Annotated in this window: 19 protein-coding genes; 5 read left to right on the top strand and 14 right to left on the bottom strand. The window is 32.2% G+C overall.

The window, feature by feature from the left end; all coding sequences use genetic code 11:
* Positions 1-10: 10 nt before the first annotated feature.
* From HGP29_RS20610 to HGP29_RS20590, 5 genes are all read right to left on the bottom strand, one after another.
* Positions 11-1,135: an NAD(P)/FAD-dependent oxidoreductase gene (locus HGP29_RS20610; protein WP_168884329.1), complete on the bottom strand. Its 1,125-nt coding sequence runs from the start codon at positions 1,133-1,135 to the stop codon at positions 11-13.
* Positions 1,128-1,838: a methyltransferase domain-containing protein gene (locus HGP29_RS20605; protein ID WP_168884328.1), complete on the bottom strand. Its 711-nt coding sequence runs from the start codon at positions 1,836-1,838 to the stop codon at positions 1,128-1,130. Before HGP29_RS20605 ends, HGP29_RS20610 begins: the two co-directional genes overlap by 8 nt.
* Positions 1,835-2,887 (bottom strand): type III polyketide synthase, encoded by a 1,053-nt coding sequence (locus HGP29_RS20600; protein WP_168884327.1) that lies wholly within the window; start codon positions 2,885-2,887, stop codon positions 1,835-1,837. Before HGP29_RS20600 ends, HGP29_RS20605 begins: the two co-directional genes overlap by 4 nt.
* A 21-nt stretch (positions 2,888-2,908) precedes the next feature.
* On the bottom strand, positions 2,909-3,790 hold the full coding sequence (locus HGP29_RS20595; protein ID WP_168884326.1) for a UbiA family prenyltransferase: 882 nt from the start codon (positions 3,788-3,790) through the stop codon (positions 2,909-2,911).
* 152 nt (positions 3,791-3,942) lie between these two features.
* A complete protein-coding gene (locus HGP29_RS20590; RefSeq protein WP_168884325.1) occupies positions 3,943-4,317 on the bottom strand; it encodes a hypothetical protein in 375 nt (124 codons plus the stop codon).
* 974 nt (positions 4,318-5,291) lie between these two features.
* Here HGP29_RS20590 and HGP29_RS20585 point away from each other — a divergent pair.
* Positions 5,292-5,702 (top strand): hypothetical protein, encoded by a 411-nt coding sequence (locus tag HGP29_RS20585; RefSeq protein ID WP_168884324.1) that lies wholly within the window; start codon positions 5,292-5,294, stop codon positions 5,700-5,702.
* 74 nt (positions 5,703-5,776) lie between these two features.
* The gene (locus HGP29_RS20580; RefSeq protein WP_211093354.1) at positions 5,777-6,121 is read left to right on the top strand and encodes a hypothetical protein; all 345 of its coding nucleotides are present in this window, start codon (positions 5,777-5,779) and stop codon (positions 6,119-6,121) included.
* A 234-nt stretch (positions 6,122-6,355) separates the two neighbouring features.
* Here the strand turns inward: HGP29_RS20580 and HGP29_RS20575 are convergent, their stop codons facing one another.
* On the bottom strand, positions 6,356-6,580 hold the full coding sequence (locus tag HGP29_RS20575) for a hypothetical protein (RefSeq protein WP_168884322.1): 225 nt from the start codon (positions 6,578-6,580) through the stop codon (positions 6,356-6,358).
* 226 nt (positions 6,581-6,806) lie between these two features.
* Here HGP29_RS20575 and HGP29_RS20570 point away from each other — a divergent pair, with 226 nt between their 5' ends.
* Positions 6,807-7,517: a chalcone isomerase family protein gene (locus tag HGP29_RS20570; protein WP_168884321.1), complete on the top strand. Its 711-nt coding sequence runs from the start codon at positions 6,807-6,809 to the stop codon at positions 7,515-7,517.
* A gap of 52 nt (positions 7,518-7,569) precedes the next feature.
* On the opposite strand, the gene HGP29_RS20565 is transcribed toward HGP29_RS20570, so the two are convergent.
* The 4 genes from HGP29_RS20565 to HGP29_RS20550 all read right to left on the bottom strand — a co-directional run bounded on the left by HGP29_RS20565 (position 7,570) and on the right by HGP29_RS20550 (position 12,987).
* Entirely contained in the window at positions 7,570-8,574 is a 1,005-nt protein-coding gene (locus HGP29_RS20565; protein ID WP_168884320.1) for a helix-turn-helix transcriptional regulator, read from the bottom strand.
* Between the two features lie 70 nt (positions 8,575-8,644).
* Complete coding sequence (locus HGP29_RS20560; protein WP_168884319.1) at positions 8,645-10,435, bottom strand: sensor histidine kinase; 1,791 nt, start codon at positions 10,433-10,435, stop codon at positions 8,645-8,647.
* 72 nt (positions 10,436-10,507) lie between these two features.
* Positions 10,508-12,331: a 7TM diverse intracellular signaling domain-containing protein gene (locus HGP29_RS20555; protein ID WP_168884318.1), complete on the bottom strand. Its 1,824-nt coding sequence runs from the start codon at positions 12,329-12,331 to the stop codon at positions 10,508-10,510.
* Positions 12,332-12,375: 44 nt separating this feature from the next.
* Positions 12,376-12,987 carry a response regulator transcription factor gene (locus HGP29_RS20550; protein ID WP_168884317.1) on the bottom strand — a complete coding sequence of 204 codons (612 nt, stop codon included), beginning with the start codon at positions 12,985-12,987 and terminating at the stop codon, positions 12,376-12,378.
* Positions 12,988-13,104: 117 nt separating this feature from the next.
* Between HGP29_RS20550 and hrpB the strand changes: the two genes are divergently transcribed.
* Together hrpB and HGP29_RS20540 are read left to right on the top strand one after the other, a co-directional pair.
* The gene (gene hrpB / locus HGP29_RS20545) at positions 13,105-15,594 is read left to right on the top strand and encodes an ATP-dependent helicase HrpB (RefSeq protein WP_168884316.1); all 2,490 of its coding nucleotides are present in this window, start codon (positions 13,105-13,107) and stop codon (positions 15,592-15,594) included.
* Positions 15,595-15,694: 100 nt separating this feature from the next.
* Positions 15,695-15,988 carry a hypothetical protein gene (locus HGP29_RS20540; RefSeq protein WP_168884315.1) on the top strand — a complete coding sequence of 98 codons (294 nt, stop codon included), beginning with the start codon at positions 15,695-15,697 and terminating at the stop codon, positions 15,986-15,988.
* 44 nt (positions 15,989-16,032) lie between these two features.
* Here HGP29_RS20540 and HGP29_RS20535 read toward each other — a convergent pair whose 3' ends face one another.
* The 4 genes from HGP29_RS20535 to HGP29_RS20520 form a co-directional block, all read right to left on the bottom strand.
* Positions 16,033-19,266: a response regulator gene (locus tag HGP29_RS20535; protein WP_168884314.1), complete on the bottom strand. Its 3,234-nt coding sequence runs from the start codon at positions 19,264-19,266 to the stop codon at positions 16,033-16,035.
* A 1-nt stretch (position 19,267) separates the two neighbouring features.
* Entirely contained in the window at positions 19,268-19,810 is a 543-nt protein-coding gene (locus tag HGP29_RS20530; RefSeq protein WP_168884313.1) for a heme NO-binding domain-containing protein, read from the bottom strand.
* A gap of 115 nt (positions 19,811-19,925) precedes the next feature.
* Entirely contained in the window at positions 19,926-20,906 is a 981-nt protein-coding gene (locus tag HGP29_RS20525) for an SGNH/GDSL hydrolase family protein (protein WP_168884312.1), read from the bottom strand.
* 64 nt (positions 20,907-20,970) lie between these two features.
* Complete coding sequence (locus tag HGP29_RS20520) at positions 20,971-21,630, bottom strand: hypothetical protein (protein ID WP_168884311.1); 660 nt, start codon at positions 21,628-21,630, stop codon at positions 20,971-20,973.
* Between the last annotated feature and the right edge of the window lie 62 nt (positions 21,631-21,692).

The raw sequence follows: 21,692 nt of genomic DNA, 5'->3' as shown, positions 1-21,692 counted from the left end.
AATTCTACAATTAGAAAGGATTACCATGGGTAGAACGTATAATTTTTTCAGTAATAAAAGGGCTAAATTTTAAGCTTCTTAGTAGGATATTGGTCGTCATATTATCTCCAAATAATCGTTGAATAAACCTTCCTGTTTTTAAACGGTGGTGAAATGTATCCTTCCATTGTGTTGTATAATTGTACTTCAAATTATTCCATGAGATATGTTGATGTAAATAATTGTCTAACTCTTTGTGAAGAATCACAGAAGCCTGCATCGCCATACTCATCCCGTTACCACATAATGGAGCAATTAAACCTGCTGCATCCCCCAACATTGGTATTTCATTTTCTATCAATTTTTTATTAGAAAAATCAACTTGAGCAATACTTAGTGGTTTATCCCATAAACGTTCGTATTGGAGGTATTTTTTTAAAAAGGGGTTCTGAGATAAATACTTTTTTTCAATTTCATCGAGCGTATGTACTTCCTTTAGATTACTTCCTCTAGAAAGAAAACACATACATATTTTATCTTCTTCTACTTTAGAGATTCCACAATACCCTCCTCGAAAATTATGCAGTTCAATAACATCATCAGGAAATTCACCTCTTAAATGATATTTCACTCCGATAAAATTCTTGAGCCTGTAATTCAAAGGAGCTTTTTTGATATAATCACGTTGTAAAAGCTTGTCTAATAAAGACCGTTTACCAAATGCACCAATCACAACTCTAGACAGATAATCTGATTTATTTGTTTTAATAAACCAACTATTGTTTTCTTTTGAAAGGTCTGTCACTTTTTCAGAAGTATGTACTGTCACCCCACTATCAATAGCGATTTGGTATAATTGATGGTCCAATAAATATCGAGAAATGCCTTTACCTCCAACTGTTAGAGCAGCCTCAAGCGTAGTTCCATCAACAGCACTAACTTTTAACTTATTAATTTGGGGTAACTTTAAGTCAACATGATCTATTCCCAATCGATTTAAAAAGCCCCAAGCCTCATCACTGATGTATTCACCACATACTCGATGAAAGGGATATTTTTTTTGTTCGATGAGCAACGTATTCCAACCAGATTTTGCCAATTGAATACTTAAGGTTAAACCACCAAGACCTCCTCCGATTATAATGACATCATACATTTTCTTTAGTATCAAAAGTGATCAACCAACGAAATGCCCACATCCATTTCATTCTAAAAGCTTTAATATTTGATTGTTGAAAAATCTTTTTCCAATCTTCTTTTCGAAAACTTCTTGCTACAGAGAGGCAAGCATCATTTTTAACTAGATAAGAGGATGATGCTACTTGAGTAATCCATTTAATGCTGTAATATGCTAAATGATGCCTGTGCAGATCATTTACAACACCTCCCATTTTCGCATTATTTCTCATCCATTGAAAAAGTGAAACCAAGTCGTTTTCTTTTAAATGATGACAGAATAGACTGCTTACAATAATATCAAAATCGTTTTCCTGTTTTAATAAATCTCTGTAATCTGATTCAATAAATTCGATAGGTAAATCTTTACAGTTTTCTCTTGAGTAATTAATACAATCGCCTTTAAGGTCAACTCCTATCAACTTTAGCTTAAATTTTTTACCAAATTGTTGATGAATTACTTTTAGTGTATCACCTCCTCCAGATCCTATATCTAGTATTGTCACTTCTTTTTGAGGGTATTTTTGAAGAAAATACTCCACACCTTTCAACATCACCTGATAACCACCTAATAAGGTATTTATGGTATGTAACTCTTTTAGATTTTGATACAAATCAGGAGTCGGTATATCGGGTTGATCCAATAACTCAAGTTGGTTACTTCTTACTGATAAATCGATCATGCGGAAATTTTTGTTAGTAGCATTGCTTCCATAGTTAAACCCGGACCAAAACCTGCAGCAAAAATCTTTTCTTTACAGTTTTTATTCGTCAACTTATCTAAAACATGTAATATGGTTACAGAAGACATATTTCCATTTTCAGTAAGAACTTCATAAGAGTGATTAAACTCTTCTTTATCAACATTAATGGCCCTAGCAATACTTTGTAAAATTCTCACTCCTCCAGGATGGAATGCCCAAGTTAATTTTTCTTGATCTACCTCCTCTTCCTGAATAACATCAGTAATTAAGTTCTGAATATCTTTTTCTATAATATCTGGAACATAATTGCTCAACCTCATCTGAAAACCAGATCTAGAAACCGTCCAAGCCATTTCGTCATAAGCATTGATGGCTAATCGAGATGCAAACTTGTCAATTTTAAATAGTGATTTCTCTGTAGTAGAATTACTTATAAATAATGCAGCTGCTCCATCTCCGAAAAGAGTATTAGCCATTAAATGATCTTCTTCATATCTGTTCTGATAGTGTAATGAACATAACTCTACATCTACAAGCAGTACTTTGGCGTTTTTATTTGTATGACATATTTGATCAGCGATTCTTAATCCATGTAAAGCTGCATAACAACCCATAAAATTTACAGTTGTTCGGGTCGTTTTTGAGGAAAGTGATAATGCTTTAATAAGGTCGATATCAATACCTGGAGCTGAAATTCCCGTACATGATATCGTCACTAAATGTGTAATTTCTTTTAATTGATCTTCTGGAATACAATTTTTCACAGCTTCCACAGCCAATGGAACTGCACTTTTATTAAATTTTTCAAGTCTGTCTTCTAATGTTGGAGTCTCCCCGTCAAAAAAATCATATAGGTTATCTAAAACACTATATCGTTCTTGAATTCCTGATTTATGAGAGATCATTTTTAATAACCTTTGTTCTCTCACTTTATCTTTAGGAATTGCAGACATCATAAAAGATAATAGGTCTTCTTGAGGATATCTATTTTGGGGTCTAGCTATCCCAATAGAATGAATGTAAGTCATGTGATTAATTTTGCGTTTTCTTTATAACTGTAACAGTTCAGTATGGTTTTGAATAAGTAGAATTATATAGCAGGTGTTCATACAGAAGCCAGAAATATTATTCATTCTCATTAGGTTTCTGAAACTTGCTTCTTCAGGATTTGACCAAGTTTTAAACATCCATATGTTGAACCATAAAAGTACTGGCAATAGGCATCCTGCAAAGACTAAAAAAGAACCATGAAAAAGAGTGTTGAAATAATAAAATAGGATACCTCCTGCAATGGAGAATAATATCATTGAAAAAATAAATGTCCCTTTAATTCCAAGTAACATACTGATGGTAACATCACCACTCTCTTTATCCTGTTTATGTTGATATATTTGAGATAATGGATAAGCTCCTCCGACCATTAGCGAAGATGCTATTGCAGCAAATGGAAGATCTGTTTTAAAGAATGAGATATTTGTGCCATCTACTCCACAATAGACCATCCAAAAGGTCCAAAACCCTTGAAAGATAAATACAGTGAGAAAGCCAAGAAAAGGATATTTTTTGAGTCGTATTTTTCTACTGCTATACATTCTTGACATTAAAACATAAGTAGTAACTAATATACCAAACTCAATATTGAGAATATAACTCCAGGCTAAGCCAATAAAATCCATTAATAAAGTGATTTTAAATAAGAGTGGAGTAGATTCTGGAGGTTTCTCTAAACCACCTATACTCTCCGTATCTTTGTCTTCATAGCTATTGTAACCATTACTTGCTGGATATATCAGTAAATGAAGAATAAAAAACACACTAATGGCATACTCCCAATTTACGACCATCGTTTGACTTAATGCAAAAAAATAGATTGGCATTAAATAGAATGAGAACGGTATTCGAAGTAGAGTCAGTGTGTTTTTAAGTTCCATATTGTTTGTTCAAGAGAAAAAGGTTTTATAATGAATTAAGAAGTTAACTGATATTTCTCTATCAAACAAAAAGGTTTTTAGTTAGAACGATTAATTGTTAAGGTAAAATTTAAAAAACGGGGAATATCTCAAATAAAAAAAGCTGAACAGAATTAAACTAAGTTTATTAATTCATTTTGTGATTGTAAGGCTGTGAGTTTCCAACCACGATTAAGTGCCATAGTTTCAACTAAATCTCTTTCTTCTTGATCTAGTCCACATACTGTGAAAATTTCATTACATCTCTCAAAACCAAATGTTTTAAGCATTGAGATTAATTGGTATTTATCTGGTATAGATAAAGGACATGATAAATCTTCAGTATTAATAATAATCGTATTGATATTATTATTTTTCATCACATTAGCGGCTTTAATCATTGCATCAGCTATAAAAGTTTGGGAGATAAATCCTTCAAGTTTTAATTGAACGTTGTTTGCATGAACACTCAAAATCGCATTTGAGCTATTCTGGGAAATTGTCATCATAGTTATAATAATGGTAATTGGATTATGCTAATTTAATTATTTATCAGTTTGAGATAATGCTTTAAAATATATATTCTGTATTGTGAAACTATTGATAAAAAAGGTGAACTCAAAATATCTAACTAGTATTTTCAGTAAATAAAAAGTGAATAATTCTTCGTTTATCTAAGTTAATCTTGAAATAAGTCTATATACAGAAACACCTTATCAGGTTCTTTTGTGAAAATGGGTAAAGAATCACAGAACCTAATAAGGTGTAAATATTTCTTATGAAAAGGAGTTGGTATGATTATGTCATCATTTTGTTAGAACAAACATACTGCATTAGGGCATAAAAAAAACTACCCATAGGGGTAGTTTTAATTGTACTCTTCTAATATTTTGCTTCTATCAAATTCTATTCCTCTTAACATAAAAACCCTATCAAATCATATTGAAATTTAAGGTTTTAGTATAAAGTTCTAGTTTTCAACTTATTTCATTTTTGAAATATTTTTTTCAGGACTTCATTAAAGTTTTTCGTAAAATAAAATACTCCACCCCGCTAAGGGTGGAGTACAAAACATCTTTAAGTAAATCGCTAGAATCTAGGGGTATTACTCCAGTAGTATAGTTATCATTATCAATTATCAAAACATCATTATTATTCTTATTCAAAATCTTCGGCACAACATCGTTGTGCCTGTGATAGTAGTTATTCTGGGTTATTATAGTTTCAAAAACATCTTTTATTTCTAATTGGTAATCTGTTTTTGATTTGTTACATTTACTTATACGCGTTGTTTTTAAAGCATGATTTCCTTCAAAGGGTCAAAAGCTTCCTTATTTAGACCAAACTAGAAATAGTTTAATTTTCAAATTGGTACAATTATTTTCACTATTTCTATAAAACTTTTATTTCCGGTAAAATTATTTTTTCTTCATTCTAGTTATTAATACTTTTATCACTTCAGATTTTAAATTTTATAAAAAGCATGAGCTACGAAGTTATCTACACTACAGATTTTCATAAAGTTGAATGGAATAAAGACGAGAAGGTTTTAAAGACTACTTGGTTTACTCCAATTGACATGGAGGAAGAAGTTTACAGACAAGAAGTAGTGAGACAGATTGATATAAATCAATTATATGCTCCTGAAAAAATGTTAGTAGATACTAAAGAAGCGTATTACAACGTCTTACCTGCTACTCAGGATTGGATTAATGAAAGATTTGTGAAAGTCCTTAATATCATTCCTTTAGAGAAGATGGCTTGGATTGTTTCTGAAGATTTTTTCGCTCAAGTATCTTTCGATCAAGTGATGGATGACGCTAATGACCAAGCTCCATTTAAAATCAAACACTTTACTACAGAAGAAGAAGCCTTAGAATGGCTCAATGAATAATAACCTATAAATAACCCATGTGCTTAACGTCAGGAAAATGCTACTCTTTACACTGGGATCAGATGAAGAGGCTAATGCGTATATACTTTTCTATAAATAATGAAACTCAAGAAAAAGACTATCTTTCTGAAACACAGCATCAATTGATGCTTATGGAAAAACTTAAACCTAAATTTGTCTTGGTCTGCAACACTAATGATAGCCTATCGGTTGTTCAAAATAACTTAGGTTGGTTCAATACTAAAATTGCATCATCTATGAGACAAGCTGGTACGCACAAATTGGCATGGATTACATCTCAAAGTAAACACAGTGAGATTTTGAATAATGAGTTTCTAGAACTAGAGAGTATACCCGGACCGTTACAAACGAAATATTTTACTGATGAGTTAGATGCTTTTGAATGGTTCAATCATTAATAAATTTAGAAGGCTAATTACTAAACTGCTTTTATGCATTATATGATAACTATACAGCCATAGTAATTTTTGTAAATATGGATTGTGAAGTTGAAAATCAATAGAAATATAGTATTACAAAGTATATCATATTTATGTTATCAATAAAAAACGATAAAAATCACTATTTTTTCAATAATTTAAATAACAACACACACTCTTTATCCATTGAGGTTAAATGAGTCTTTTCTATCTTTATATTCTTCTAAAAGTATAATATTCGTTATTGATATCACTCTCATATATAACACCAAATTCTTCTCTACTTTGTACCAACCATTTGTTGAATTCTAAAATAGAGAGCTCTAATCCTTCTTCGATAAATTGTGATTTAAATGATGAAACAAGAAATTCATAAGAAAAAGTAGCCTTACCTTCTCTCTCTATAGTGTCTAATACTAATTTAATTATACCGTTCATATAGCGATGAGTCATTAAAATTTAATATCACAAAAGAATAAGGAACATCGCAATAGTACAATGTGTAATAATAATCATTAAGAGGTATTAGTTTTTATTATTGTTTATACATAAACATATTTAAGTGACGATCATCATCAAATTTATCTAATCGGTTTCATGTAATTTGCAACACGAAAAAAATGAATTATCCAGATTTAATATTCTAAATAAGTACTTAACTTTTATGATACGTCGATTTTTTGTACTCACTTTTTTAGGGGCAATTATTTTAACCAATTCTTTCGCACAAACTTCCTATAAAGTGAACTTACTTTTCAATATTGATTTTCCAGATCAAGTAACAATTGAAAATGATAAATTTATACTAAATGGAGAGGGTAGTTATATTCAAGGTGTACATAAGTTATTCGCTTGTGGCCTTTATGTAAAAGAGAAAAGTGATGACCCTGTAAAAATCATCTATTCTGAGGATACAAAAATTTTTGAACTCGTTGTCACAACCACACAATTTCAATCTCAAAAAACGATTGATGAGATCAAAAACTTGCATGAAGAAAATAAAGACTTACTGAAGAAAGGTGAAATCACGACACTAATTAGTAACGTAAAAAATGCTGATGTAGCATTACCTAGTAATTTTGTGGAATCAGTTAACTTCTTTGAGAAAGCATTTGATGGAGCCAATAGAGGGAATACCGATGATTACCATGGGTATATTGAAGAATTCATTCAATTATTTGAAGATAAAAATCTATTGGAAGACCACTACAGATTAACGTTTTTGGGAGAAAATAGAGTAATTATTTACAAAAACTCCCAAAAAGTTATGGATGTGCAAGACAAGGCGTTTCCAAAAGCATTATTCAATATATTTATTGGTAATGATGCTACTAACAAACGACTCAAAGGGAATCTATTACATACTGCTTCATAATACAAACTGTAATACGTAAAATATCCTATCTAATAAATGAAGGTAGGATATTTTACTTGTAAGCTCTAAATAGTCTTTCAATCCTTTCTTTCATTTTCTCTCGAAATGATGCAGGAGATAGCACAGTCAAAGCGTCACCAAAAGAAAATATTTGAGTTTCCAATTCTTTATTAGGGATTACGTCAATAGAAAATGTTGAGCCTCTTTCATCCTCCTGTTTTAGCTTTTGGGTACCATGTAAAGGCTTGGTTTTTACATAATCAGCCCTTTCTTTTTCAACAAAAAACTCGATCAGTATTGAGGGGGCATCATTTCTTGTTACACCAATGATGTCTTCAAAAAACTCATTGAAATCAATATTTATGTTCTCAACATAATTCTTCTCAATCAATGTTACCGCTTCAATCCTATCCAGGGCAATATTAGTTATTGTCGAAAAACGTTCGTCTTGTCCTAAGAGGAACCATCTATTATTGTACTGCTTCAGGTAGTATGGGTGAATTGTAAAGTCAATAATTTCTCCATCACTAAACGGTTTATATTTTATGTCTATTACTTTTTTATAATAGATAGCATCAAATAATTCGGCAAGGTATTCGAGTCCTACCAGATCAATATTACTATCAAAACCAATGATCTCTACATCAGACTCTAAGACAAATGTTGATTCTAATTTTGTCTTCAATTCTTTCACCCACTCAAATTGTGGTAACCCTTCGAACCTACTAAGTACGGTTAAAGCACTTCTCAGCTGATTGGCTTCTTTTTCATTTATTGGTTGATTTGATATAGAAAACTTAGGGTTTTTATATCGATAATAGGTTTTTCGTCCGTATTTCTCCTTTAGCAAATCAACCTTATACCCTGCTTCACTTTCCATAAAACGGATATCATCATAAATCTGTCTTTTGCGGATACCAGAAGAATTTGGATCTAACTCACTCAAAGCTTTATTGCACTCTTCAATCAAATCTTCCAAAAAATACCTTTTACCGGAGTTACTAAAACAACGGTCTAAAGTATTATAACGGATTTGTGCATTTTTATTTATAGGCATTTTATATCATCTTGGCTTCAAGATTTAATTTAATGCATATCCTCTGCACAACAAATACTGATTTAGAATTTTAAAGAGAAATTTCAGAAATAATAATATTTGTTCCTCCTGTATTGGATGTAATAGTGAGATAACCTCCGATTTCTTTTACTCTATTTGTAATATTCATCATACCCATGCCTTTTGTCTTACTTTTTTCCACAGGTAGTCCTATACCATTGTCGTTATAATGAATCGATAGTTTATTTTTTCGGGTATCTATTTTGAAGACGATAATTAATAAACTCGCCATACTATGCTTTTTGGCATTAGATAGAAGTTCTTGAGAAATTCTATACAATTGGTTGATAAAAACTGGAGGAATACTATCAAAGTCCTCTCCTTCAAATTGAACGAAACAGTGCATTTTCTCTGTATGAAACCTTTCCACAAGATTAAAGAATAGAGTTTCGAAAGTAACCTTATCAATCATTTCTTCTTTCATAAGACCCTGTGACAATTCTTCTACTTCTGTAGCTGTCATTTTTAGAATTTCTTTAATCTCTTCTTGAGATAAATTTTGTGCTTTATTAATTAAAGAAAGGTTTCCACCTACAAAGTCATGCAATTCTCTACCAATACGGATTCTCTCCTTCTCTTTACCTTTAATAATAGCTTTTGAATACTGTTGTAAAAGTTGTTGTTCTTCTAATTCAAGTATTGATTTTTGTCTATATTTTGAATAAACAAACTGAAGAAGAAGTAAGAAAAAAGTACCCGTATCAAACGTAAGAATCATATAATAGACATAATCTATTGCTAGAAAATGTGGAAGAATACCTAGATGTGGCATGGATACAAAGAAGGTCAATAATAGTACTGTTGATACATAACAAAAGAATGCAATTTTCGCTGCTGGGATCTTTTGTCTACAACCTATATAAATGTATCTGATATTTAGGATAAAGTTCAATAACGCTAAAGAAATCGACATCTGAACCAAAAGCCTTAAGGTAACATTCTCTACCAATACAAAATGTTGCACAATCAATACGATAATCGTTAATGCAACTTGAAGTGCTATGATTATTTTTAGATCCTTCGGAATTGGTTGGTTTTCTGAGAAGATAATCTTGTAATTAAAGACAGTACTAAAGATGACAAAAAGACCATTACCTATAATTCTAATATCATAAATAAAGATCTCATTCTCTCCAGATAAAAACGTTAAGAAATAACCAATTTCTGACTCTGCAAAAATAATAGCCCCAAAAATTCCAATGAGATTATAGAGATAAATTCGAAGGCTTGAAATTACACCTAATAAAGCGGCTAGAAATAATAAACCACAAATGATTACTCTAGATGTCTGTTTAAAAAGAAACTTATTTTCTAAATTATCTTGATAAGTGTTGGGTGTTACAAAATCTATTTTACTCGACAAAAAAGTACTGTAAGATTGTATTTTAAAATAAAAGACTTTTTGTTCACCCTCTTTAAATTGAATAGGAACTCCAAATTCTTGGTCAATCTCTATACCATCCGTCACTCCTATACTGCAATTATAATTTTTAAATCCTTTCTCTAGGTTTGATTTTTCATAAATCTGCAATGTGTTGAATATAGGAACTTCTACAGTTAGGTAATAAATACTATTGGATTTTGAAGAAATCTCAACCTTATACCATCTTGTGATATTTCCGCCATCATGCATTAAGTAGGGTTCTTCTTCAGTCCATATATTATTCTGTTCCTCAACTTCCATTAGTGATAACTCTTCCTGATTATTCAATGAATAAAAAGAAAATGAGATACCAGCAGCCTTCGTTACAAAGGAGGTAGGAAGTAGTAAAAAGAAAATATATATCCTTAAGTTAATCATATAAATAACACAGTAAAGAAGAAACGAGTAGTTAAAATGCGGAAGAGTAATAATTTATCTACAAATATAATTTTATCTTTTAATTACAGAGTCCTCATCACTTAATTCTATATCAAAAATTCTACAATAATAATCACCGGCTTGCTTTTGGTCCTCATATTTCGCCCCTATAGCAAATATTCTCATTTTAATATTATGGACCATCTCAGTGAATTGTTCTTTTGAATTTTCATGCTCACTACTCCATTCTATAGAAATCACACCTTTCTGTCCTACTTCAACAAATTGAACATAGAGTTTACCTTTTAATTTGTTCAACTCTAAAACATTTAATACCTCTTGCACAATCCTGTAAATATGTTGTTGTGTACTGATTTTCACATTCTCCCAACCTCGTATATGGTAGAAGCACTTTAAAGTAGTATTGTTGTATTTTGAAAACAGATCTAAGATTACGTCTTCAAATTCATCTTCCTCAAAAGAGGGTAACAGTAGATGATGACTAAGCGTTCGTACTTCATCTATAGTATTCTGCAGTAAATCTTTAGATTCTGTGATGTCATATGCATCGGATATCTCATGTAAATTCGTTGTAATATCCTTCGTTAAACGTTGACTTATTCTTTGCCTTTCTTTTTGTTCCCCTTCAATAATTGCGTGGTTGCTTTTATCTTTTATGTCTAAAATTGAAAGCTTCAGTTTCTTTTTCTCCTTTTCAGAATTGACAAACTCTATTACCATAAAAATTAAGAAGATAAACGCCTGTAAAGCATTTAAGAAATAAGTCAGCCACATCGTCATAAACTCTCTATCTTTAAAACCTAACGATGGTATTGTAAAGAGCATAAACCCAAGAAGGAAGTTGATAAACTGAGCAATAAATAATGACTTTGCCAACCTTGTTCCTCTATAAGCAAACCTTCCTATCATCAATAATGATAAAATGATACTTGCAGATGACATTAGAATACTTAAATAGGTTGATATTGTATTTACTAGATAATTATCAATACTAAATAGTATAAACGATAAGAATATCATAGAATTAACAATAACAAATCCTAAGATTGTCTTCTTGATAAATCGTAAATGTTTGCCATATAGTTTAACGAACTTGGAATAAAATAATAAAGAGAAACATACAAAAAATGCATTTCCTACAATTCGTATCACATATGTGAAAATCTCATTTTTTGTGATTAATAATATCAGACCTGAATCCGCTTCGAGCGGTAACATAGCCCCTAGGTAAAGAATAAAGTAGTAGAGGTATATTTTCTCTTTTATCACAATAAAAGTGAGTATTGATACGAGCACAAACAGTAAATAAACTGCCCTAAAAATATTTGTTAGTATGGTTTTATCATGAATTGTTTTCTTTAAAGAAGACTCCTTAAACAAATATATACCGGTATTGACAGGGTGACCTTCATTTTGAAAAAATATAAATACTTCAGAATCATGTTTTGGTAAGTCTAAAACATAACCTGATGCAGCATAAACAGAGCCTTTATTGAAATAAGAACTTTCTGATCCAAGTTGATAGGAATAGGTAGTATCTTCGTTAAAAACCCATGCTTTTATTTTAGGGATCAGCACATAATTGATAACAAGTTTGTAAGGCTCTTCTTGAGTATTTTTAAACTTAAGTCTTAATAATTTAGAGGAAGAGCCAGGGCCCCAACTTGCTTTGATTTCTGATAAGGATTGCCATTGAATTTGGTCATTATTGATCACCTCAGAAAATTGATTTTTTTCTAAATTAATATCAATAAAATCAAATTGATTTATGATGTCTTGACCAGACATTTCAGGCGCAACGATAAGTTGTGCAAGTGTAGTCGAATAACAAGAGAAAGTAATAAGTAAATAGGCAATTAATACTTTAAAATTCATCTTAATTGTGTAGAAAATATGTTAGTTAACACAATATACACAAATTATACTAACAAATTTTCAATTGCATATTTTATTAAGTCAGTTCTGGAATCTAAGTTTAATTTAGACCTAACATTCTTTGTATGAGTCTTTACTGTTTCATGACTGATATGCAACACTTCAGAGATTTCTTTCATGCTTAATCCATCAGCAATTAATTTGATAATTTCTTCTTCTCTTGGAGATATTTTAGAGGAATGAGGTTGAGCAACATTGATGATGTTTTGCAATCTAGGTGTAAAATATTGGTTCCCATTCAAGATAGATTTAATACCCTCTTTAAAGGTATTCATTTCATCATCTTTTAAGATATAACCGTCAATTTTTTGTTTAATTACTTTTCTAACAATCGATGGTTTACTATGCATAGAAACAATCACATATTTAGTATTCATGGATTGCTCTCTCGCTCTTTGAATAAACTCAAAACCCTTCATTTCGGGCATATCTAAATCCACCAAAGCGATATCAAAACTAGATAAATTCAAGTCTAAAGCATCAATTGGGTTAAAGCAAACAGTAACTTCTGCGGATAATAAATTTTTTAATAATTGTTCAATCCCGGTACAAAATAGTATATGGTCATCTACAATTAGTATATTTAGCTCTTTCATCTTCAGGTAATTTCTTATTACAAAAATACAGAATTCAAAAGCATTTAGAATCCCTATTTTGGGTGATTTTAAAGAGGTTTGTACCTTTGTCTGTTTTTTCACCAATACTTAGATCAAGTGGCATTAGATATATCTAAAATAGATCTTCCTGTAAAGGAAATAGCAGAAGAAATTATTTCTACCTGTACAGAGCATTCGACAATGATACTCAAGGCTCCTCCGGGTGCCGGGAAAAGTACACTTGTCCCCTTATTATTTCTTGATCAACCTTTTCTTGAAGGTAAAAAAATCTATTTGCTCGAGCCTCGACGATTAGCAGCAAAAACAATTGCTAACCGTATGGCTGATCTTTTAGGTGAAAAAGTAGGTGATACCGTAGGTTATCGTGTTAGGTTTGATACTAAGGTTTCTAAGAATACAAGGATTGAAGTTTTGACTGAGGGAATTCTTACTAGAATGATCCATCAAGACAATGCTTTAGAAGACGTTGCTATGGTTATCTTTGATGAGTTTCATGAAAGAAGTTTACATGCTGATGTGGCTATGGCACTTTGTAGGGAAACTCAGCAGGTACTCCGAGATGACCTGAAGATACTTGTTATGTCTGCAACATTAGACATGCCACAACTATCTTCTATGCTTGATAACGCCCCAATTCTGGAAAGTAAGGGAAGAATGTATCCAGTGGATTTGCAATATATTGGAGATATTGATCGCTTCTTGATCCCAGAAATGACAGCAAAAGCAGCTATCGATGCCTCAAAAAAACATGAGGGTGATATTTTATGCTTTTTACCTGGACAAGGTGAAATAAAGAAGTGTGAAGGTATTCTTAGAACACAACTAAGAGATTTTGCAGTACACCCTCTTTATGGGCAGCTTCCCCATAGAATGCAGCAAGCTGCAATAATGCCTAACAAAGAAGGTAAAAGGAAAGTAGTATTAGCCACATCAATTGCTGAAACTAGTTTAACAATTCAAGGTGTAACAGTTGTTATTGATACGGGGTTCGGTCGTACTCAACAGTTTGATCCCAACTCCGGTTTATCTAGATTAACTACAGTACAAATTTCTAAAGATGCAGCTGATCAAAGAGCAGGTAGAGCAGGACGTTTGGGTCCAGGAACATGTTACCGTTTATGGAGTAAAGCCACCAATGAGCGTTTAGATGAACAACGTATTCCCGAGATCGAACAAGCTGATTTGTCTTCATTAGTATTAGATATGGCACAATGGGGTATTATCAATCATTCTGAGTTATCATGGGTAACCCCTCCACCACAAGGTCATGTATACCAAGCTAGAGAAACCTTAGAGCAACTTGATGCAATTGAAGATAACCAAATTACAGACCATGGTAAAAATATACATCGATTACCTTGTCATCCTCGTATTGCCCACATGTTATTGTTTGCTGAAGAAAACGATCTTCTTCCTTTAGCAACAGATCTTGCAGCAATTGTTGAAGAAAGAGATCCATTAGGCAGAGAAGCAGGTGTAGACATTAACTTAAGAATAGAAGGACTTAGAAGGTTCCGTAAAGAAGGGCAAAAGAATAGAAGGTTTAATCAGATCGAAAAAATTGCCAATCAGTATAGAAAAATGTTTGATATCAAGGATGATAATTCTTCTGTAGATGATTACGAGACAGGTATTCTATTAGCTCATGCCTACCCCGAGAGAATTGCTTGTTCAAAACCTGGTAATAATGCTCAATTCCAATTGGCTAATGGTAAAATTGCAATGGTGGGACATAAAGATGATCTTGCCTATGAACAATGGCTGGCTGTCGCTCATATCGATGCTCGAGACGGTATGGGGAAAATCTTTATGGCTTCAACATTAGATCCCAAAGATTTGGCTCCAATGGTTAAGGAAAAAGAAATAGTTACATGGGACTCTGATGATGGTGGGTTAATCGCTACAAAAGACCTTCGTATTGGCAATATTGTTTTAAGGAGTGTTCCTCTTAATGATCCAGATCCAGATTTGTTAGAGGAAGCAATTCTGAATGCCATCAAAAAAGAAGGAAAACAACTCTTAAACTTTGATGAAGAAGTAGAACAATGGCAGGCTAGAATCATGTCATTAAAAAAGTGGAACCCACAAGACAAATGGCCTGATGTATCTACCGAAACACTTTTACTTACATGTAAAGATTGGCTACTGCCTTACCTTGATCAGGTGAAAAAACCATCTGACCTTAAGAAATTGAAGTTAAAAGATATCTTGCACCATTCTTTAGATTGGGAGTTACAAGAAAAGTTAGATGTATTGGCTCCGCAACGAATAGAAGTGCCTAGTGGGTCAAATATTAAGATAAAATATCAGAACAATGGAGAGCCAGCAATACTAGCTGTCCGCTTGCAGGAATGTTTTGGTTTAGAAAATACACCGAGCGTAAATCATGGAAAAAATAAAGTGCTTATGCATTTACTAAGCCCTGGATTTAAACCCGTACAGATCACTGCTGACCTAAATAGCTTTTGGAACAATGCATATTTTGAAGTGAAGAAAGACTTGAAACGTAGATATCCTAAACATTCATGGCCTGATAACCCTTGGACTGAAGAAGCGGTTCGAGGTGTTAAAAGAAAGAAACCTTAAACATCTCACTATGAGGAAGTATTAACATTGATTAGAATGTTTTAACTCAAACTTTATCAGTCAATTTCGTATATTTATGTATAAATAATTTATAAACGAAATGGCTGTTATTATGAAAGATTTTAAGGATTACTTTCTAAATTTTATAATAGGCGTATTTCCATTTCTAGCATTAGCTTATCACTTATTTTTTGTGCACAAAGCTTATCGAATGGAAGGTTTATGGGTTGCCATTGTATCATTCTTTACACCTGTAATCAGTGATATATTTTGGTTTATTACTACATTAACACATTACGGTTATCATGTATATCATACGCTTGGAATTTTAGGAATTGGATTTGGAGTATTATGGTACTTCTGGGGTAAAAAGAATCAGCATTTAACCACTTAACTAAAAGAGAGTGAAGCATTACAATAGCTTCACTCTCTTTTCTTTTATAAATATTTCATGATTGATTTTTGAAGTTGTTCCTGACCATATGGTTTAGGAATACAGGCGTTCATACCCACCTTCAAATATTTTTTAACTAGCTCTTTTTCTGAGTTGGCTGTGATTGCAATAATTGGAACATCAATATTAAGTTCATCCCTCATTATTTTCGTAGCATCTACTCCATCCATCACTGGCATTTGAATATCCATTAATATAATATCAAATTGATGTTTTTTACAGAGATCAACAGCTACTTGTCCATTCTCTGCTTCCATTATGTTCATCTTCCAACCTTCTAAAATTCCTTTCAATAATAATAGATTAAAAGAATTATCCTCTACGATAAGAACTCTAATACCTTCCCAGTCCTTTTCTTGTACCTGATTTTTATTTTCATGGGCCTTGTCATTCGTTTCCTGTAAGAAACCTTTAATGGTCTTTTCGAAATCTTCTAGATCAAACGGTTTAGAAACACACGCATCCATACCTGTTTTCATATATAGGTTTTGTTCAGAACGGGAACTATTCGCTGTTAACGCAATTATTGGTAAATTTTTATGCAAGTCTCCTCTGATTATCTTGGTCGCCTCTACTCCGTCCATTACAGGCATTTGGATATCCATAAGAATGATATCAAAATCGTTTTCTTTCACTAAGTCTACTGCCTTCTGCCCATTTTCAGCGGTTTTGATTTCCATTCCCCAACCTTCAAGGATATTGACAACTAATAGTTGGTTAAACATATTGTCTTCAACGACCAAGACTTTCTTCCCTCTCCAACTATCTTCAGGTCGGTGTAATTCAGGTTTAGTTTCATTGGGTTCAAAGTAGAAAACATCATGGATCACTTTCTTAAGTTGCCCTACTTTAAATGGCTTTGGAATACAACCATTCATTCCTACTTCTAAGAATTCTTTCTCGTACTCAGGAGTTAGATTGGCAGAAAAGGCAATAATAGGAACATCTTGGGTAAATGATTTTCTAATTTTCTTAGACGCTTCTACCCCATCCATTTTTGGCATCTGAATATCCATTAGAATAAGATCATATTCTTTTCTTTGGATAAAGGATATTGCCTCATCTCCATCATCGGCAGTATCAACATTCAATCCCCAACGGTTAAGGATATTCACTACAAGAAGTTGATTATATTGATTGTCTTCTACCAACAAGATATTTTTACCAGACCATTTCGAATGATCTACACCATGTTCATCGATAATTTCCTTCTGATCAAAGATCTTACTAAGTTCTCTTTGAAGATCGTCTTGTTGGAAAGGTTTGGTTACACAGGCCTCCATTCCCTTTTCCCTGTATGAGTCTAGATCACTTTTCATTGCATTAGCGGTTAACGCAATAATTGGTGTACCTATCTGAAGTTTATTTCGTATATATTGGGTTGTTTCTATACCATCCATTTCTGGCATTTGAATATCCATCAAAATGACATCATAATTCTTCTTTTTAAGCTTTTCTATCGCAATTTTTCCATTATCAGCGATATCAATATTTAGCTTCCATTGTAAAAGAATATTCTCCGCTAATAATTGATTGAACTGATTATCTTCTACTAAAAGTACATCAAAATCACTCCAGTCAATATCTTCTGAATTCAATAATGGTTTTTCTTCAGTAGTAATTGATTCACATTTTTCGAATGGAATAGAAACAATAAATGTAGATCCTTCGCCTACTTCACTTTCTAGCGATATTTCACCACCCATCAATTCAATAAGGCTTCGACTAATTGTTAGGCCTAAACCGGTTCCTCCAAATTTTCTCGTTACAGAGACATCTGCCTGAGAGAAGCCCTCAAATATTTTATGATGTTTCTCCTTAGGAATCCCCTCACCTGTGTCAATCACTTTAAAAATGATATTCTGAATTTCTTCATTACTCTTTTCTTTATCGATTAAAACCTCAATTTTTACTTCTCCTTCAGTTGTAAATTTGATGGCATTACTGACTAAATTCGTCAAGACCTGATTAAGCCTGTAGGGATCTCCTTTTAGAGTTGGATGAATATCTTCATCCATTGTATGATTTAATAGAATATTTTTTTCTGTTGCTCGGATCTCTAATGATTTTACAAATGATTTGATTCTATCCGTCAAATCAAATTCAATACTTTCTATTTCTAATTTTTCAGATTCAATTTTTGAGATATCCAATACATCATTAATTACAACCAAAAGGTTTTCGGCTGATGTTTTAATGGCATTGATAAATTCAGATTGCTTAGGTAATAATGGTGTTTTTGTTAATAGGTTGGATAGACCAATAATAGCATTCATTGGTGTTCTCAACTCATGTGATGTATTGGCAATAAATCGCTCCTTAACTCTAGAAGATTCAATTGCTTTTTCCCTCGCTCTTTCTAGTGTTTCCTCCATCTCTTTTCTTAAAGAAATATCTATCCCTACGGAAGTATAGCCAATGATTTCATCATTTTCTCCTTTGATAGATATTACCGTTTGGTACAACCATATTATTTTTCCATTTTTATTTGTAATACTAAATTCATAAACATCTTTATCTTTCTTTTGGAGCGTTTGCTGTAAGAACTGTTCAGAGATCTGTTCGTACATATCAGGAGTGATAAAATCAAAAAATGTTTTACCTAGAAGTTCAAATTCAGTATACCCTGTAATACTTTCGGCAGATGGGTTGACATAAAGTAGCTTACCTTCCTTATTGGTTCTAACAATGATTTCCGAAGCATTTTCTACCAGACCTCTATATAATATCTCTTTTTCTTCAACGATACTTTTTTGCTGCTTCAGTTTGGTAGTTAACTCTCTCAATTCCAGTAAGTTGATTTCATTCATTTTTAATAGTTGAACGGCATCAGGAGTTGGGTCATTTAAAGCAAAATCGGTAAGTGAAAGTTTATGGGTGACTAGTTCATCAGTACTTTTCATCCATGGTGAACCCAAAAAAAGTATATTTTTATCTTCCTCAAGAATGATAATCTGTCCTCTTAAGACAATATCTCTTTCTTGATTCTGGAAAACAAATACCTTTTGTAACTGGGTTTGTACCTCCTCATAGCCAAACTCGATGCTCCAAGGACGAACAAGTTTTAAGACTTTATCTAACTTTTCAAATTTACAGTCAGGAAATAACTTTTCGAAGCTTTTCCCGACTGATAATATTGATAGACTTCTATCAAGAAGAAAATGAAATGGATAAAGTTTATTGAAATCTAATTTCGTATTACCAATTTTAAAATCCATACTACCACTTTACAGAAAATTCATCGTATTTTAAGCCATCCTTTCTTCCTTCCAAAAGTTCAGTTGACACTTCAGTATCGAAAGCTTCTCCTAAACCAAGAATTAAACCATGAACAAAATCCGTTAGTCCTTCTCTTTTAGAAAAATATCTTAGTTTCAGCTCATTCTCACTTACACTTTCTACATCAAACTCTGGAGGCTGAATATTTGGATAGAGCAACATTACTCGGCTATGAAAATTTGGTAGATTAACAAAGAACTCTTTCAAGGTATTTCCTCCTGTATCCATTAATGAACCGTAATGTTTCTTTGCTGTATTTAAGACCCAATACTTTCCAAATGCTACTAATACATCCGATAATGGTAATTCTAAAACTTTAGATGCTGCTATCGCAAGATCGAAGGTAATACTATCATCGTAAATCTCATTTCCGGCGAACATATCTATACTTACTCCACTCTCTTTCAAAATTGATCGCCATTTATCCTCTCCAAAGTTCTCAATAACTAGCCCTTGAATCGCCTTGTTTACAATTCCATACATACTCTAAGTAGTTTACTGTTAAGTGTAAAATATTGACAGAATAGAAAATAATCAAAAGCAATTGAGGATCAAAAGTTCACCTAGAAAAGTGAAGTATTATCTCATAATCTTACAACTATATTAATTGATGTTTCCGAATAAACTCAACAAGATATTGAGACATCTTTGTATGCATTTCTACAGATGGATGAGCTAACTTAGCCAAGAAAGGATACTCTAAGTAATAAATTTGGTCATCCCTCATATAATGAATAGCCGACTTGACATATTCTGGAAATACTGATGATTTGCTTGAAATATCCATACAACCTAAAGTACAAATGATAGGTGTATTAGGATACTTTAATCGTATACCCTGGAGAAATTGTGAATATTTTTCAATGATCTCCTCTCCTTCCAATTGCCTTCTTCCAATACGCTTTAAGAAGTTTTCATTATCAGGGTTTTGCATCAACCACTTGTCATTTTGCATTAGGTTAATAACAACAAGATCAGGAATTTTCTTTGAAAAGTCCCATTTTGATTTTTTATCATTTGGGTTTAATCGATCATATAATTCAGGCATAATCAAATCAAACCAACTGACCATTAAACCTATACCACTTCTTGCAATAATCGTTTGTTCTGTATTTAATGCCCTAGATGTTTGTGAAGTATATGCCCAATAATTATTAGTGAAATAACTATCATCATTACCTGTTGTATCTTCATTGGCATATCCTACAGAAATGGAATTTCCATAATATTCGATATGTTTTTTATTGGGTTTTATTTCATCTAGATCTCCATCACAAACTACTGCGTAAAGTGTAGAGGTTCCTTTTGAAAAATCGTTTTTGCGATGTAATTCAACGGTATGATCTTTTTTATCTTTAGGAGCATACAACACATACCATTCTTTATTCTCTGTGGGCTGAATATCCTCTATTTCTTTACCATCAACGATGATTGAGTACCTACTTTCTCCTAAATCATCAGATAGCTGAACTTTTAATGGGCCTCCATTTATTTTGAAAGTGAGAATGGTACCTGGCCAAAATATTTTTATTTGTTCATTACTTTGTTCGACTCTACCTTGTATATATATATTTTCCATTTTTGTTTGGCTAGTTGATGTTTGACACCCCCCAATTATTAGGAATAGTATGGGAACTATTAGATTAGTTTGCAAATACTTCTTGTAGCATTTCTTCTGCTTCATCTTTGTTGTCTTCTTTTATGATCAGTTCACCTTTTGAAAGTAGTTGATGTACCATTTGAAGGTCTTCAAAATTAGCGTTTGAGAGGTGTTTGGGTACTTTATATATTCTCTCATCTTTTTTATCAAACGGACAAGCCACCTTAGATGAGTACAAATATGGAATAAGTATTTTTGAACAACTAAATGCTATTTTTTCTACTGTATTATCCTTAAAATACTCGGTAAGTCTTTCATTAATATGTTCAAAAAAATTGATGGTATTCGCCAACCTTAACCTTGATCCTGCTTTTGACTTACCTCTGGTTTTTAAATACTTTATCTGACTTTTCCCTTGTTTTTTCCTCACTGCATAAGTTGAAAAAGTCTTATGCAACACGATCTCATCGTTTTTTACTAACCCAACTGAAGCACTTTCTGTTTGGATAATACAGATGACATAGACAACATCTCTTGCTTCAAATTGTGTATTTAATTGCCAAGGTAACCTTAATGAATATTGTATCTCAGAATTTTCAAGATATTCTATCGTATGGGAATCCTTATTGTAATGACTTTCAAAATTTTGAAGCTTTTCGCTTAATACATCTAACTTCTTTACCGGAATAGTCCTCGAAATCATTTGGTATTATCTGATTAAAATATTGGTTAATTCTATAAATATACAAGATTGGTTGGCTAATT

This window comes from Flammeovirga agarivorans, from assembly GCF_012641475.1.
Taxonomy (GTDB): Bacteria; Bacteroidota; Bacteroidia; order Cytophagales; family Flammeovirgaceae; genus Flammeovirga; species Flammeovirga agarivorans.
The sequence above is the reverse complement of the archived record's forward strand: the minus strand, read 5'-3'. Positions and strand labels throughout refer to the sequence as shown.

Coding starts and splice junctions, on each gene's coding strand:
- HGP29_RS20550 (WP_168884317.1), bottom strand. CDS start 12,987: ATGAAAGAGCTAAATATACTAATTGTAGATGACCATATACTATTTTGT.
- HGP29_RS20535 (WP_168884314.1), bottom strand. CDS start 19,266: ATGGATTTTAAAATTGGTAATACGAAATTAGATTTCAATAAACTTTAT.
- HGP29_RS20580 (WP_211093354.1), top strand. CDS start 5,777: ATGCGTATATACTTTTCTATAAATAATGAAACTCAAGAAAAAGACTAT.
- HGP29_RS20560 (WP_168884319.1), bottom strand. CDS start 10,435: ATGATTAACTTAAGGATATATATTTTCTTTTTACTACTTCCTACCTCC.
- HGP29_RS20540 (WP_168884315.1), top strand. CDS start 15,695: ATGGCTGTTATTATGAAAGATTTTAAGGATTACTTTCTAAATTTTATA.
- HGP29_RS20575 (WP_168884322.1), bottom strand. CDS start 6,580: ATGAACGGTATAATTAAATTAGTATTAGACACTATAGAGAGAGAAGGT.
- HGP29_RS20520 (WP_168884311.1), bottom strand. CDS start 21,630: ATGATTTCGAGGACTATTCCGGTAAAGAAGTTAGATGTATTAAGCGAA.
- HGP29_RS20610 (WP_168884329.1), bottom strand. CDS start 1,135: ATGTATGATGTCATTATAATCGGAGGAGGTCTTGGTGGTTTAACCTTA.
- HGP29_RS20600 (WP_168884327.1), bottom strand. CDS start 2,887: ATGACTTACATTCATTCTATTGGGATAGCTAGACCCCAAAATAGATAT.
- HGP29_RS20605 (WP_168884328.1), bottom strand. CDS start 1,838: ATGATCGATTTATCAGTAAGAAGTAACCAACTTGAGTTATTGGATCAA.
- HGP29_RS20565 (WP_168884320.1), bottom strand. CDS start 8,574: ATGCCTATAAATAAAAATGCACAAATCCGTTATAATACTTTAGACCGT.
- HGP29_RS20555 (WP_168884318.1), bottom strand. CDS start 12,331: ATGAATTTTAAAGTATTAATTGCCTATTTACTTATTACTTTCTCTTGT.
- HGP29_RS20590 (WP_168884325.1), bottom strand. CDS start 4,317: ATGATGACAATTTCCCAGAATAGCTCAAATGCGATTTTGAGTGTTCAT.
- HGP29_RS20570 (WP_168884321.1), top strand. CDS start 6,807: ATGATACGTCGATTTTTTGTACTCACTTTTTTAGGGGCAATTATTTTA.
- HGP29_RS20595 (WP_168884326.1), bottom strand. CDS start 3,790: ATGGAACTTAAAAACACACTGACTCTACTTCGAATACCGTTCTCATTC.
- HGP29_RS20530 (WP_168884313.1), bottom strand. CDS start 19,810: ATGTATGGAATTGTAAACAAGGCGATTCAAGGGCTAGTTATTGAGAAC.
- HGP29_RS20585 (WP_168884324.1), top strand. CDS start 5,292: ATGAGCTACGAAGTTATCTACACTACAGATTTTCATAAAGTTGAATGG.
- HGP29_RS20525 (WP_168884312.1), bottom strand. CDS start 20,906: ATGGAAAATATATATATACAAGGTAGAGTCGAACAAAGTAATGAACAA.